This is a genomic window from Streptomyces sp. NPDC046939 (assembly GCF_040644575.1).
Classification (GTDB): domain Bacteria; phylum Actinomycetota; class Actinomycetes; order Streptomycetales; family Streptomycetaceae; genus Streptomyces.
In genome coordinates, this window is the sequence record NZ_JBEYWV010000004.1 from 151,156 (window position 1) to 164,490 (window position 13,335).

Below are 13,335 nucleotides of genomic sequence, written 5' to 3' on the forward strand. Positions count from 1 at the left end.
GAGCCAGATGAGCCAGGCGGCACAGAACCTGAACTGGTTGATCACCAACTTCGTGGACAACACGCCGGGGGTCTCCCACACGGTCGTGGTGTCCGCGGACGGTCTGCTGCTCGCGATGTCCGAGGGCTTCCCGCGCGACCGCGCGGACCAGCTCGCGGCCGTGGCGTCGGGTCTGACCTCGCTGACGGCGGGGGCCTCGAGAATCTTCGAGGGCGGCCCGGTCAATCAGACCGTCGTGGAGATGGAGCGCGGCTTCCTCTTCATCATGTCCGTCTCCGACGGATCGTCGCTGGCCGTGCTCGCGCACCCGGACTGCGACATCGGCCTCGTCGGGTACGAGATGGCGCTCCTCGTCGACCGGGCGGGCGCCGTGCTCACCCCGGACCTGCGCGCAGAGCTGCAGGGCAGTCTTCTGCACTGACCCGACCGGGGGTGACGGCCGGTAACCCCGGCCACACCAGAAGTCTGGTGCATCACCGGTCCCGGAAACCAGAGAAGTCACGTAATCCCCTTCCGATCTGCGTCCTGTCACCGTATGGCCGTCACAATCCCCCCACCGGCCCACCCTCAGACGGCAGGCCGTCAGGCCCGCCGTCCCGCCCGGAGGATCCATGACCCCGCCCACCGCTCCTCACGATCCGTACGGCAGCGCAGCCGCACAGGCCGCCTACGGTTTTGAGGGCGACCAGCCGCTGGTCCGCCCGTACGCGATGACCGGCGGCCGGACCCGGCCGCGCTACCAGCTCGCGATAGAGGCGCTCGTCAGCACGACCGCCGACCCGGCGGCGCTGGTGACGCTGCTCCCCGAGCACCAGCGCATCTGCCACCTGTGCCGTGAGGTGAAGTCGGTGGCCGAGGTCTCGGCCCTGCTCTCGATGCCGCTCGGGGTGGCCCGGATCCTCGTCGCGGACCTGGCCGAGGCGGGCCTGGTGGCGATCCACCAGCCTGGTGGCGACGAGAACAACGGCGGCGCGCCGGACGTGACTCTGCTCGAAAGGGTGCTCAGTGGACTTCGCAAGCTCTGACGGCGCCACCGGGGCGGCGCCCCGGTCGACGACCTCGGCCAAGATCGTGGTGGCCGGTGGCTTCGGCGTCGGCAAGACCACGTTCGTGGGCGCCGTCTCCGAGATCAACCCGCTGCGTACCGAGGCCGTGATGACCTCGGCGAGCGCGGGGATCGACGACCTCACGCACACCGGGGACAAGACGACCACGACGGTCGCCATGGACTTCGGCCGCATCACGCTCGACCAGGACCTGATCCTGTACCTGTTCGGCACGCCCGGCCAGGACCGCTTCTGGTTCATGTGGGACGACCTGGTGCGCGGCGCGATCGGCGCCGTCGTCCTCGTCGACACCCGCCGCCTCGCCGACTGCTTCCCGGCCGTCGACTACTTCGAGAACTCGGGCCTGCCGTTCGTGGTCGCCCTCAACGGGTTCGACGGGCACCAGCCCTACAACCCCGAGGAGGTGCGCGAGGCGCTCCAGATCGGGCCCGACACCCCGATCATCACGACGGACGCCCGCCACCGCGCCGATGCGAAGAGTGCGCTGATCACGCTGGTGGAGCACGCGCTGATGGCCCGGCTCAAGTAGCCGGTCGAGCGGCCGGAAACGGTCAGAAGTCGGCCATCAAGTGGCCAGAACCGTACGGCAGTTGTCGTAGTGGAATCAGCGGCCCCTGTGGCGTTTGACACGCGGGGCCGCTGTGTTCATAACGTTTCGACAGAGAATTCCATGGGCGTAGACACACGTCGCGCACACCTGGTTCCACTGTGCGCACAAGAGCCCCGCCTTTTGGCGGGGCTCGCTCTTTATGACCGTTTTATCTGGGGCATACATCACGGGGAGGTTCCGCTTCCGACTGTTTGGAGGTGCGCCTCCTGACGTGCTGGAATGCGCTGAACTGCCCAGTAGTAACGGGCCTGGAGACATACCGCGGCACGACGTGAGTGCCGACGCCGAGAGGTTGTTGGTCGAGTGAGGCGAAGCAAGAAAAGTCCCGAGCCGGCGTCGGCGCGGGGCAACTTCACCCCGCCGCCGCGCACGGCGGCGCAGGCCGCCCCGGCCGAGACGGCGGCGCCGCAGTCGTCGGGCGGCCGGCTGTCGCCGCGCAACTGGCGCGTGCCCACCAAGCTGAACGCGATCCTCCTCATACCCGTCCTCGTCGGTCTCGTCATGGGCGGTTTCCAGGTCAAGAGCTCCATCGACACCTGGCACGAGGCCGAGGACGCCGAGGCCACCGCACGTCTCGTGCAGGCGTCGCTGACCTACGGCAACCGGCTCATCGAGGAGCGCGACATCTCCGCCGCGCCCCTCCTCCAGGGCAAGAAGAACGACCCCAAGGTGGTCAAGGCGCGCGCGGCGACCGACTCGGCCGCCGAGGAGTTCCACGCCGCGGCGAAGAACATGCCGCACAAGGAGGGCCTGGAGCGCCGCCTCGCGCAGTTCACCAAGGTCGAGGGCGGCCTGGACCAGCTGCGCGCCGCGTCGTACACCTCCAAGCTCCCGGGCGTCGCGACGGAGGAGAGCTACGTCGCCATCCAGCACCCGCTGATGGAGTTCGCCAACGAGCTGGGCCTCGGCACCGGCAACATCACCAGCTACGGCCGCACGGTCTACGCGATCTCGCTCACCAAGGCGGCGCTCTCCCTGGAGCGCTCCATCGGTACGCACCTCCTGGTCAAGCCCGGCGTGTCCGCCGAGAGCTTCGCCAAGCAGCGCACCGCGCTCGGCAGCTACGCCTACCTCGAGAACATCGCCATCGAGGAGTACAAGGGCGGTGGCACTCCCGAGGACCTCAAGAAGCTCGAGGAGGCGGGCGAGAAGCTGAAGACCGACGGCGCCAAGCAGGCCGCCGCGGCCAAGGCGAAGGACCCGGACTACGTCCCGCCGCCGGCCGAGACGACCGACATGGTCGCCGCCATCGTCGGGATGCCCAGCACCCAGCCCAGCGCCCGTGTCGCCCTCGCCGAGAAGGGTGTGACCGCCGAGAACTGGTGGGCGGTCAACACCGCCAAGTTCGACATGTACCGCACCATCGAGTCGGACCTCGCGGACAAGGCCGTGACCGAGGCGTCCGGCATCGCCGCCGACGCCAAGCGGCAGGCGGTCATCATCGGCGCCGCGGTCGTCGTGGCCCTGCTCGCCGCGTTCGTCCTCGCCGGGATGATGGCCCGCCAGATGTCCCGCTCGATGCGCCGCCTGCGCTCCGCCGCCTTCGACGTGGCCGAGCAGCGGCTGCCGATGCTGGTCGACCAGCTCTCGCGCACCGAGCCGGGCCGGGTCGACACCCGCGTCCAGCCGATCCCGATCAACACGCGTGACGAGATCGGCGAGGTCGCCCGCGCCTTCGACCAGGTCCACCGCGAGGCCGTCCGGCTCGCCGCCGAGCAGGCCCTCCTGCGCGGCAACATCAACGCGATCTTCACCAACCTGTCGCGCCGCAACCAGTCGCTGATCGAGGGCCAGCTGACCCTCATCACCGACCTGGAGAACAACGAGGCCGACCCGGACCAGCTGGAGAACCTCTTCCGCCTGGACCACCTCGCGACCCGTATGCGCCGCAACGGCGAGAACCTCCTGGTCCTCGCCGGTGAGGAGCCGGGCCGCCGCTGGGACCAGCCGGTCCCCCTCGTCGACGTGCTGCGCGCCGCCTCCTCCGAGGTGGAGCAGTACGAGCGCATCGAGCTGTCCGGCGTCCCCGAGGCCGACATCCACGGCCGCGCGGTCACCGACCTCGTGCACGCGCTCGCCGAGCTCCTGGAGAACGCCACGACGTTCTCCTCGCCGCAGACCAAGGTCCGCGTCACCGCGACCCGTCTCCCCGACGGCCGCATCATGATCGAGATCCACGACAAGGGCATCGGCCTCACCGCCGAGGACTTCGCGGACATCAACCACAAGCTGGCCAACCCGCCGACGGTGGACGCCGCGATCTCCCAGCGCATGGGCCTGTTCGTGGTCGGCCGCCTCGCCGACCGGCACGGCATCCGCGTCCAGTTGCGCCCCTCGGGCGAGCAGGCGGGCACCACCTCGCTCGTCATGCTCCCGGAGAACATCACGCACGGTGGCGGCGGCCAGCAGAGCAACGCCGACTTCGACGAGTTCACCGTCTCGACGATGATCCCGCAGCAGGAGCAGCAGCAGCCCTTCGAGAAGGCGCCGCCGCTGCGCACCGCGGCCGAGCTCGGCTTCGACGACAGCCGCTACGACGTCCCGGACGACGCCCGCGAACTCGACCCGGTCGGCCGCTCCCTGATGCGCGAGGAGCGCCGTGCGGCCCTGGAGGCGCAGGCGCAGGGCCAGGAAGCGGCGGAGAGCCGTCCGCTCTTCCGCGACGAGGTCGCCCCGGCCCAGCCCCAGCCGGGCCACCAGACGGACCAGCCGGACCAGTCGGCGTACGCCGATCAGTCCGCGTACGACGGTCAGCAGCTCGGCTACGAGCCGCAGCAGCAGATCGCCTACGACGATCAGGGTCAGGGCGTCTACGGTGATCAGCAGCAGGTTTCCTACGACACCGGGCAGCAGGCCGGGTACGACGCCTTCGCGCCCGCGCAGCCGTCCTACGACCACGGCCAGCAGGGTGCGTACGTCGCCGACCACACCTCGCCGGACGGCTATGCGGAAGCCGGCACGGACGCCTACCCCGCCTACCCCGAGCGCGGCCGGCACGACGACTGGCCTGTACGGGAGAGCTACCAGGGCGACTTCGGCACGGCGTACGCGCCCGATGCGGAATCCTCGCAGGCCGCTGACGCGGCGGACCTGGACAGCGTAGGCTTCGGCCCGGGCACCACCGCCGGATCAGGACCGGCGGCCGGTCCCTCCCCCTCCGCACCGCACGAGGTGACGGACGCCGGACTGCCGCGCCGCGGCTCCGGCGCCCTCCAGCGCCAGGACTCCGCACAGGAGTCCCCGGCGGCCGGCTCCGACGGGACGGCCGACTGGCGTTCGGCCAACGACGAGCGGTGGGGGCGCGCGGAGCGGCTCAAGCAGCCGAAGGCGGGCGGCGTCACCGCCTCCGGACTGCCGCGCCGGGTGCCCAAGGCCAACTTGATCGAGGGCGCCGCGGAGGCCACGCCGCAGGGCGGCCCGCAGATATCCCGCGCCCCCGAGGACGTCCGGGGCCGGCTGAGCAATCTGCGGCGCGGCGTGCAGCGCGGGCGCAGTGAAGGCAGTGGTGAGCAGCAGTGACCGTAGCGACCGTAGTGACGAAGAACGGCCAGGACAGCGGGTTTCCCGGTGGCCCTGACAGCACCTACATCCAGGAGCGTTAGTGTGAGCCCGATGAGCCAGGCGGCACAGAACCTGAACTGGTTGATCACGAACTTCGTGGACAACACCCCCGGGGTGTCCCACACCGTGGTGGTCTCCGCCGACGGACTCCTTCTGGCGATGTCCGAAGGGTTCCCCCGCGACCGCGCCGACCAGTTGGCGGCCGTCGCGTCGGGTCTGACCTCGCTGACCGCGGGCGCGTCCCGCATCTTCGAGGGCGGCGCGGTGAACCAGACCGTTGTGGAGATGGAGCGAGGATTCCTCTTCATCATGTCCATCTCCGACGGTTCTTCCCTTGCCGTCCTTGCACACCCGGAAGCGGACATTGGCCTCGTCGGGTACGAGATGGCACTTCTCGTCGACCGCGCGGGCACGGTTCTCACCCCGGACCTGCGGGCCGAGCTCCAGGGAAGCCTTCTCAACTGACAGACAAGCGGTGCGTTCCCGCGTCCCGTGGCCGTAAAGTTTCGGGACGCGGCTCCACAGTGATGGTGCCCAGCGCAGTCGGAGGAGGAAGTACGTGTCTGGTTCAGCAACACCCCCGAGCGGTTCGTCGGCCCACTGGCCGCCCTACGGCCCGGCACAGGGCCAGGGTCAGCCGGGCGCGCACCGTGACGACGTCTCACGGAACCGGTACAACTTCCCTTCCACGCCGAGCCACGCCCGGCCGACCCGGCAGCCCGGCCCCTACGACCAGCCGCAGGCACCGCGCATCCAGCCTGTGCAGCCGCAGCCGCGTCCCGACGCGAGCCCCGCGCCTGCTGCGAAGAACAACCCCCTGGTGCGTCCGTACGCCATGACGGGCGGCCGCACCAGGCCCCGCTACCAGCTCGCCATCGAGGCGCTGGTGCACACCACCGCGCAGCCGCACCAGTTGCAGGGCCAACTGCCCGAGCACCAGCGGATCTGCCACCTCTGCCGGGAGATCAAGTCGGTGGCCGAGATCTCGGCCCTGCTCACCATCCCTCTCGGCGTGGCCAGGATTCTCGTCGCCGACTTGGCGGAGGCGGGCCTGGTCGCCATCCATCAGCCCGGCGGCGACGAGAGCGCCGGCGGTCAGCCAGACGTGACACTGCTCGAAAGGGTGCTCAGTGGACTTCGCAAGCTCTAGCGGAGGGCCGGCAACTCCAAGTCGTTCCACCACGTCCGCGAAGATCGTGGTCGCCGGCGGGTTCGGCGTCGGCAAGACGACCTTCGTGGGCGCCGTGTCGGAGATCAACCCCCTGCGCACCGAGGCCGTCATGACGTCCGCCTCCGCGGGCATCGACGACCTCACCCACACCGGGGACAAGACGACCACGACGGTCGCCATGGACTTCGGCCGCATCACGCTCGACCAGGACCTGATCCTGTACCTGTTCGGCACGCCCGGCCAGGACCGCTTCTGGTTCATGTGGGACGACCTGGTGCGCGGCGCGATCGGCGCCGTGGTCCTCGTCGACACGCGCCGCCTCGCCGACTGCTTCCCCGCGGTCGACTACTTCGAGAACTCGGGTCTCCCCTTCGTCATCGCCCTCAACGGCTTCGACGGCCAGCAGCCCTACGGCCCCGACGAGGTCCGCGAGGCGCTCCAGATCGGCCCCGACACCCCGATCATCACGACGGACGCCCGCCACCGCGCGGACGCGAAGTCCTCGCTGATCACGCTGGTGGAGCACGCGCTGATGGCGCGCCTGCGCTAGCCGCCCACCCGCCTACGACAGCGGCCCCGCCCTCCGTGAGGAGAGCGGGGCCGCTGTCGTACGTCGCTGTGCGCGCTCAGCGCCAGCTGTGCGGGGCGCGGAAGCCGGACTCGCGCTCCAGGCGGCGCCAGCCGGCGCGGGTCCGGCGGACGCGGTGCACCGGGGCGGCGGGCTGCGCGGCGGCGCGGGCGAGGAGGATCGCGGTGATGGCGGCGACCTCCTCGGGCTCGGCGTGGCCCTTCTCGACACGGATGTCAGGCATGGACATGGGCGGGTCTCCTACGACTGGTGCCGCTACTGCGGCGGGTTGCCGTGCTTGCGGGAGGGCAGGTCGGCGTGCTTGGTGCGGAGCATCGCCAGGGACTTGATCAGTACCTCACGGGTCTCCGCCGGATCGATGACGTCGTCGACGAGGCCGCGCTCGGCCGCGTAGTACGGGTGCATCAGCTCGGACTTGTACTCCTTGACCATGCGCGCCCGCATGGCCTCGGGGTCCTCGGCCTCGGCGATCTGACGGCGGAAGATGACGTTGGCGGCGCCCTCGGCACCCATCACGGCGATCTCGTTGGTCGGCCAGGCGTAGGTGAGGTCCGCGCCGATGGACTGGGAGTCCATCACGATGTAAGCACCGCCGTACGCCTTGCGCAGGATGAGCGAGATGCGCGGGACGGTGGCGTTGCAGTACGCGTAGAGCAGCTTGGCGCCGTGGCGGATGATGCCGCCGTGCTCCTGGTCGACGCCGGGCAGGAAGCCGGGGACGTCGAGAAGCGTGACGATCGGGATGTTGAAGGCGTCGCACATCTGCACGAAGCGCGCGGCCTTTTCGCTCGCCTCGATGTCGAGGACGCCGGCGAGGGCCTGCGGCTGGTTGGCGACGATGCCGACGACCTGGCCGTCGAGGCGGGCCAGGGCGCAGATGATGTTGCGCGCCCAGCGCTCGTGGACCTCCAGGTAGTCGCCGTCGTCGACGAGCTCCTCGATGACCTTGGCCATGTCGTACGGGCGGTTGCCGTCGGCCGGGACCAGGTCCAGGAGGACGTCGCCGCGGCGGTCCACCGGGTCGTCGGAGTGGGCCGTGGGCGGGTTCTCGCGGTTGTTCTGCGGCAGCATCGACAGGAGGTAGCGCACCTCGGCGATGCAGGTCTCCTCGTCGTCGTAGGCGAAGTGGCAGACACCGCTCGTCTCGGCGTGGACATCGGCGCCGCCGAGCCCGTTCTGCGTGATCTCCTCACCGGTGACCGCCTTGACGACGTCCGGTCCTGTGATGAACATCTGCGAGGTGTCGCGGACCATGAACACGAAGTCGGTCAGGGCGGGGCTGTAGGCCGCGCCGCCCGCGCACGGGCCCAGCATCACACTGATCTGCGGGATGACACCCGACGCCTTGGTGTTGCGCTGGAAGATGCCGCCGTACCCCGCCAGCGCCGAGACACCCTCCTGGATACGGGCGCCCGCCCCGTCGTTGAGCGAGACCAGCGGGGCACCCGCCGCGATGGCCATGTCCATGATCTTGTGGATCTTCGTGGCGTGGGCCTCGCCCAGCGCCCCGCCGAAGATCCGGAAGTCGTGCGCGTAGACGAAGACCGTACGGCCCTCGACCGTGCCCCAGCCGGTGATCACACCGTCGGTGTAGGGCTTCTTGGCCTCCAGACCGAACCCGACCGCACGGTGCCGGCGCAGCTGCTCGACCTCGTTGAACGACCCCTCGTCAAGCAACAGCTCGATGCGCTCGCGCGCGGTCAGCTTGCCCTTGGCGTGCTGGGCCTCGGTCGCCCGGTCGCTCGGACCGCGCAGGGCCTGCTCACGGATCGCGTGCAGCTCGGCCACGCGCCCACGGGCGTCGGTGGGCTCGTCCCCGGGGGCGGAGGCGGTGTCGTCCAAAACGGTCATGTAGTGACCATACGAAGCCGACCAAGGAAAACGGGCCGTCGACTTCACACAGTCTCCGGCTCGTTTTCCTGGTAGCCCTGAACAGAACCGGCGCCTCATGCAGCCGAAGTCACTGCTCAGGCCCCTCTCCGCTTGTAGGGGTCGCACAAAGGCGGTCGGCGTCGGGGCGTGAGAGGCCCGTCACACGGCCGTCGGCGCGTAGACGGCGCTCGCGCCCAGCTCCTCCTCGATCCGGATGAGCCGGTTGTACTTGGCGGTGCGGTCGGAGCGGGACAGGGAGCCCGTCTTGATCTGGCCGCAGCCGGTGGCAACGGCGAGGTCCGCGATCGTCGTGTCCTCGGTCTCGCCGGAGCGGTGCGAGATGACGACCGCCCAGCCGGCCCGGCGGGCGGCGGAGACGGTGCCGAGCGCCTCCGTCAGCGTACCGATCTGGTTGACCTTGACAAGGACCGCGTTGCCGACGCCCGTGCGGATGCCCTCCCTGACCAGCGCCTCGTTCGTGCAGAAGACATCATCGCCGGTGAGCTGGCAGCGGTCGCCGACGCGGGCGGTCAGCTCGCGCCAGCCGTCGAGGTCGGTCTCGGCCATCGGGTCCTCGACGGAGAGGACGGGGTAGGCGTCGATGAGCCCCGCGAGGTAGTCGACCTGTTCGGCGGAGGTGCGGCGGACGCCTTCGCCCGCGTACGTGTACACGCCGTCGCGGTGGAACTCGGAGGACGCCGGGTCCATGACCAGGCCGATGTCGGCGCCGGGCCGGTAGCCGGTGCGTTCGATGGCGGCCATGACGAAGTCGAGCGCCTCCTCGGCCGTGCGCAGGGCGGGCGCGAATCCGCCCTCGTCCCCTACGCCGGTGGAGTGGCCGGCGGCGAGCAGGTCGCGGCGCAGGGTGTGGAAGACCTCGGAGCCCATCCGGACGGCTTCGGCGAAGGTCGCGGCGCCGACCGGCGCGATCATGAACTCCTGGAAGTCCAGCGGATTGTCGGCGTGGGCGCCGCCGTTGACGATGTTCATCATCGGCATGGGCAGGGTGCGGGCGTCGGCGCCGCCGAGGTAGCGGTACAGGGGCAGGCGGTGTGCGGCGGCGGCCGCCTTGGCGGTGGCGAGCGAGACGCCGAGCAGGGCGTTGGCGCCGAGCCTGGACTTGGTGGGGGTGCCGTCGAGCGCGGTCAGCGCGGCGTCGAGACCGGCCTGGTCGGTGGCGTCGCGGCCGGTGACGGCCGCCGCGATCTCGCCCTTCACGTGCTCGACGGCGCGGTCCACGCCCTTGCCGTGCCAGCGGGTGGGGTCGCCGTCGCGCAGTTCCACGGCTTCGCGGGCGCCGGTGGAGGCGCCGGAGGGGACGGCGGCGCTGCCCAGGGAGCCGTCGGCGAGGACGACGTCGACCTCGACGGTGGGGTTGCCTCGGCTGTCGAGGACGGTGCGGGCGGTGACGGAGCGGATGGCGGTGGCGTCGGCGACGGGGTGCGTGAGGTGCATGGAGTTCCTTCGCTCGGAACGAGTCCGGGCTCCGGCTGCGACGACGCTGGCGCTGAGCCCGACGCGACGGAACTCTACAGCAATGCTGTTCAGTTGCGCTGTTCAGTTCTGCTGTGCAGTTGTCCGAGCAGACCTGTACGCCGGTGACCTGCGGGTTAAAGTTCCGTATGCCCACCCCGGAAGCCGCCGCCGTCGCCGCCGAACTGCGTACCGCGATGGGCAAGCTCACGCGGCGTGTGAAGCACGAGGACCGGATTCCGCTCGGCCAGGTGGCCGTGCTCGGCGCCCTGGACCGCGACGGCGCCATGACCACCAGCGACCTGGCCGCGGACCAGCGCGTACGGCCGCAGTCCATGGCCCGCGCCGTGGGGCTGCTGATGGAGCAGGGGCTCATCACGCGCCGCCCGCATCCGACGGACGGCCGCAAGTCCCTGGTGGAGCTGACCGACGCGGGCCGGGCCGCCCTGGAGACGGAGCGCGGTCGGCGGGCGGGCTGGCTGGCGCAGGCCATCGAGGCCGAACTCAGCGACGAGGAGCGGGAGTTGCTGGCGCGCGGCGCGGCGCTTCTGGAGCGCCTCGCCGCGCGCTAGACCTGCTTGCGCGGGCGGTCAGCAGCCGCCGCAGTTGTAGTAGAGGACGTCCCAGTGGTTGCCCTCGTCGGCGTAGATGTTGCCCGAGCCGGACTGGTACTGCGCGGCGCCGTCGCCGCGCAGCCCTATGTACGTGAAGGTGTTCTTGATGTAGTTGGTGACGCAGGTGTTCTTGCCGTAGTCGAGCTTGTAGCCGTTCCAGTGCGAGTAGGTGCCGCTCGCGTGGCCGGTCTCGGTGCCGCCGGTGATGTTGAGGGCGCAGCCTGTGGCGCGCTTGAGGGTCTGGGCGCCCTGGGCGGTGGCCAGGTTGAGCTGGTCGAAGGACGTACAGGTGCTGACGTTGCGGTCCGAGCAGCCACCGGAGGACGACCAGGTGATGCCGACCGAGCTGAACATCGAGGTCGCGGTGGAGTGACTGATCTTCGTGACGGCGAACGCGTCGGTCGCGGAGGTGAGAACGCCGACGCCGGGGGCGACGAGGGCGCCGGTGGTGAGCGCGAGCGCGGTGAGCGCGGAGCGGATGCGCATGGGGTTTCCTTCCTGCCGAGTGGGGGGTGGTGCAGGTGGAACAGGAAGATGGTCCCCGGTTCTACGCGCGTGGGGTAGTGCGCCTTCAAGATCCACTCGGTGTAATCGAACGAGCACGCCGCGCTTGATGTTGAAAGTTGAACATCAGCGCGCTAGAGTCGTCACCAGTTGATGGTTCAACATTCAACTTCAACCGGCATCCGCGTGCCGACCGTCCCCAAGGAGCGCGTCATGAGCATCTTCAGCCGCAAGAACGACACCACCACCGCCACCGCCGCCACCCCGGCCGCCGTCGACCCCGGACTGGCCGCCCTCACCGGCGAGTACACCGTCGACCCCGCGCACACCACGCTCGGCTTCGTCGCCCGGCACGCCATGGTCACGAACGTGAAGGGCACCTTCACCGACTTCACCGGCGCGCTGTACCTCGACGGCTCCGACCCGGCGAAGTCCACGGCCTCCTTCGACGTGCAGATGGCGAGCATCGACACGGGCAACGCCGACCGGGACGGGCACCTCAAGAGCGCCGACTTCTTCAAGACCGACGAGTTTCCGACGATGACGTTCCGTACGACGTCGGCCGAGGCGCTCGGCGGCTCGGACTACCGCGTCACCGGTGACCTGTCGATCCTCGGCACCACCAAGCCGATCACCATCGACCTGGAGTTCAACGGCTCGGCGAAGGACCCGTTCGGCAACGAGCGCGTCGGCTTCGAGGGCAAGGCGGAGCTGCTGCGCTCCGAGTGGGGCCTGACCTGGAACGCCGCGCTCGAGACCGGCGGCGTCCTGATCTCCGACAAGATCAAGCTGAACTTCGACATCTCGGCGATCAAGAAGGCCTGACCCGGTAGCGGGACATCAGCGAGTTGAGGCGGTCACGAGTTGCGTGGCCGCCAACTCGGCGTACAGGGCGTCCCGTTCGAGCAGTTCGGCGTGGGTGCCCTGGGCGCGGGCCCGCCCGTTCTCCAGGACGACGATGCGGTCCGCGTCGACGACGGTGGAGAGCCGGTGCGCGATCACCAGGACCGTCGTACGGGTGGCGAGGTCGCGGACGACGTCCCGCAAGTACTGCTCGTTGACGGCGTCCAGGTTGGCGGTGACCTCGTCGAGCAGGAGCAGCCGGGGGCGGCGGAGCAAGGCCCGGGCAATGGCGACGCGTTGACGTTCCCCGCCCGAGAGCAGCACGCCACGGTGTCCGACGGGCGTGTCCAGGCCGTCCGCGAGCCGGGCGACGAGATCGCCGAGCCGGGTCCGGGCGACGACGTCCCGGATCTCGTCGCCGGTGGCGTCCGGGGCGGCGTAGAGCAGGTTGTCGCGCAGGGTGCCGGCGAGGACGGGCGCGTCCTGCTCCACATAGCCGAGCGCACCCCGCAGGTCGCCCAGCGGCCAGTCCCGGATGTCCCGCCCGCCGACCGTGAGGCGGCCCGAGTCGTGGTCGTAGAACCGTTCGAGGAGGGCGAAGACGGTGGACTTGCCCGCGCCGGAGGGTCCGACGAGCGCGGTGAGGCCACCGGCCGGGACGTCGAAGGTCAGGCCGGTGTGGGCGGGGGCGCGGGTGTCGTCGTAGCGGAAGCCGACGTCGGCGAAGGCGACGGACAGGGGGGTGGACAGGATGGAGGGTGCCGCGGGGGTATGGCCGGGGGCGGGCGCCTCCCCCTGCCCGGGGCCCTCGGACTTCGCCGAGTCCCGGATCGTCGCCGAGTCCCGGATCGTCGCCGGGTTCCGGATCGTGGCCAGGTCCGGGATCGTCGCAGCGTCCTCGGTCTTTGCCGCGTTCCTGGTCTCCGCCGGGTCCCGGATCATCGCCGGGTCCTCGGACTTCGCCGGGTCCCGGATCGTCGCCGGGTCCTCGGACTTCGCCGGGTCCCGGATCGTCGCCGGGTCCTCGGACT

Annotated in this window: 13 protein-coding genes and 1 pseudogene; 9 read left to right on the forward strand and 5 right to left on the reverse strand. The window is 70.2% G+C overall.

What is annotated here, in order from left to right; all coding sequences use genetic code 11:
* Window positions 1–7 precede the first annotated feature (7 nt).
* The 7 genes and pseudogenes from ABZ877_RS06210 to ABZ877_RS06240 all read left to right on the forward strand — a co-directional run bounded on the left by ABZ877_RS06210 (window position 8) and on the right by ABZ877_RS06240 (window position 6,959).
* Window positions 8–421, forward strand: coding sequence for a roadblock/LC7 domain-containing protein (locus tag ABZ877_RS06210; protein ID WP_164305831.1), 414 nt, complete (start codon window positions 8–10; stop codon window positions 419–421).
* A gap of 190 nt (window positions 422–611) precedes the next feature.
* Window positions 612–1,025: a DUF742 domain-containing protein gene (locus ABZ877_RS06215; protein ID WP_361065160.1), complete on the forward strand. Its 414-nt coding sequence runs from the start codon at window positions 612–614 to the stop codon at window positions 1,023–1,025.
* Entirely contained in the window at window positions 1,006–1,596 is a 591-nt protein-coding gene (locus tag ABZ877_RS06220; protein ID WP_324775236.1) for an ATP/GTP-binding protein, read from the forward strand. Before ABZ877_RS06215 ends, ABZ877_RS06220 begins: the two co-directional genes overlap by 20 nt.
* 384 nt (window positions 1,597–1,980) lie before the next feature.
* Window positions 1,981–5,279, forward strand: a pseudogene (locus ABZ877_RS06225) (nitrate- and nitrite sensing domain-containing protein).
* Window positions 5,280–5,289: 10 nt separating this feature from the next.
* The gene (locus ABZ877_RS06230; protein WP_026057603.1) at window positions 5,290–5,703 is read left to right on the forward strand and encodes a roadblock/LC7 domain-containing protein; all 414 of its coding nucleotides are present in this window, start codon (window positions 5,290–5,292) and stop codon (window positions 5,701–5,703) included.
* Window positions 5,704–5,797: 94 nt separating this feature from the next.
* Window positions 5,798–6,388, forward strand: a complete 591-nt coding sequence (locus ABZ877_RS06235; protein WP_361065164.1) for a DUF742 domain-containing protein — start codon at window positions 5,798–5,800, stop codon at window positions 6,386–6,388.
* Window positions 6,369–6,959, forward strand: coding sequence for an ATP/GTP-binding protein (locus ABZ877_RS06240; RefSeq protein WP_361065169.1), 591 nt, complete (start codon window positions 6,369–6,371; stop codon window positions 6,957–6,959). Before ABZ877_RS06235 ends, ABZ877_RS06240 begins: the two co-directional genes overlap by 20 nt.
* A gap of 76 nt (window positions 6,960–7,035) precedes the next feature.
* Here the strand turns inward: ABZ877_RS06240 and ABZ877_RS06245 are convergent, their stop codons facing one another.
* From ABZ877_RS06245 to eno, 3 genes are all read right to left on the reverse strand, one after another.
* Entirely contained in the window at window positions 7,036–7,227 is a 192-nt protein-coding gene (locus ABZ877_RS06245; protein ID WP_361065172.1) for an acyl-CoA carboxylase subunit epsilon, read from the reverse strand.
* A 26-nt stretch (window positions 7,228–7,253) separates the two neighbouring features.
* On the reverse strand, window positions 7,254–8,849 hold the full coding sequence (locus tag ABZ877_RS06250) for an acyl-CoA carboxylase subunit beta (protein WP_361065175.1): 1,596 nt from the start codon (window positions 8,847–8,849) through the stop codon (window positions 7,254–7,256).
* A 180-nt stretch (window positions 8,850–9,029) separates the two neighbouring features.
* Window positions 9,030–10,325 (reverse strand): phosphopyruvate hydratase, encoded by a 1,296-nt coding sequence (eno, locus tag ABZ877_RS06255; protein WP_361065178.1) that lies wholly within the window; start codon window positions 10,323–10,325, stop codon window positions 9,030–9,032.
* 167 nt (window positions 10,326–10,492) lie between these two features.
* Between eno and ABZ877_RS06260 the strand changes: the two genes are divergently transcribed.
* Window positions 10,493–10,915, forward strand: coding sequence for a MarR family transcriptional regulator (locus ABZ877_RS06260; protein ID WP_361065181.1), 423 nt, complete (start codon window positions 10,493–10,495; stop codon window positions 10,913–10,915).
* Window positions 10,916–10,933: 18 nt separating this feature from the next.
* On the opposite strand, the gene ABZ877_RS06265 is transcribed toward ABZ877_RS06260, so the two are convergent.
* On the reverse strand, window positions 10,934–11,443 hold the full coding sequence (locus ABZ877_RS06265; protein WP_361065184.1) for a hypothetical protein: 510 nt from the start codon (window positions 11,441–11,443) through the stop codon (window positions 10,934–10,936).
* Between the two features lie 231 nt (window positions 11,444–11,674).
* Here ABZ877_RS06265 and ABZ877_RS06270 point away from each other — a divergent pair, with 231 nt between their 5' ends.
* A complete protein-coding gene (locus tag ABZ877_RS06270; RefSeq protein WP_361065187.1) occupies window positions 11,675–12,286 on the forward strand; it encodes a YceI family protein in 612 nt (203 codons plus the stop codon).
* 15 nt (window positions 12,287–12,301) lie between these two features.
* Here the strand turns inward: ABZ877_RS06270 and ABZ877_RS06275 are convergent.
* Window positions 12,302–13,335 (reverse strand): ABC transporter ATP-binding protein (locus ABZ877_RS06275; protein ID WP_361065189.1); only part of this gene is annotated, 1,034 nt, incomplete at its 5' end.

Excerpts from the sequence above, each read along its gene's own strand:
- ABZ877_RS06215 (WP_361065160.1), top strand. The coding sequence starts at position 612 with ATGACCCCGCCCACCGCTCCTCACGATCCGTACGGCAGCGCAGCCGCA.
- ABZ877_RS06270 (WP_361065187.1), top strand. The coding sequence starts at position 11,675 with ATGAGCATCTTCAGCCGCAAGAACGACACCACCACCGCCACCGCCGCC.
- ABZ877_RS06265 (WP_361065184.1), bottom strand. The coding sequence starts at position 11,443 with ATGCGCATCCGCTCCGCGCTCACCGCGCTCGCGCTCACCACCGGCGCC.
- ABZ877_RS06245 (WP_361065172.1), bottom strand. The coding sequence starts at position 7,227 with ATGTCCATGCCTGACATCCGTGTCGAGAAGGGCCACGCCGAGCCCGAG.
- ABZ877_RS06210 (WP_164305831.1), top strand. The coding sequence starts at position 8 with ATGAGCCAGGCGGCACAGAACCTGAACTGGTTGATCACCAACTTCGTG.
- ABZ877_RS06230 (WP_026057603.1), top strand. The coding sequence starts at position 5,290 with ATGAGCCAGGCGGCACAGAACCTGAACTGGTTGATCACGAACTTCGTG.
- eno (WP_361065178.1), bottom strand. The coding sequence starts at position 10,325 with ATGCACCTCACGCACCCCGTCGCCGACGCCACCGCCATCCGCTCCGTC.
- ABZ877_RS06260 (WP_361065181.1), top strand. The coding sequence starts at position 10,493 with ATGCCCACCCCGGAAGCCGCCGCCGTCGCCGCCGAACTGCGTACCGCG.
- ABZ877_RS06250 (WP_361065175.1), bottom strand. The coding sequence starts at position 8,849 with ATGACCGTTTTGGACGACACCGCCTCCGCCCCCGGGGACGAGCCCACC.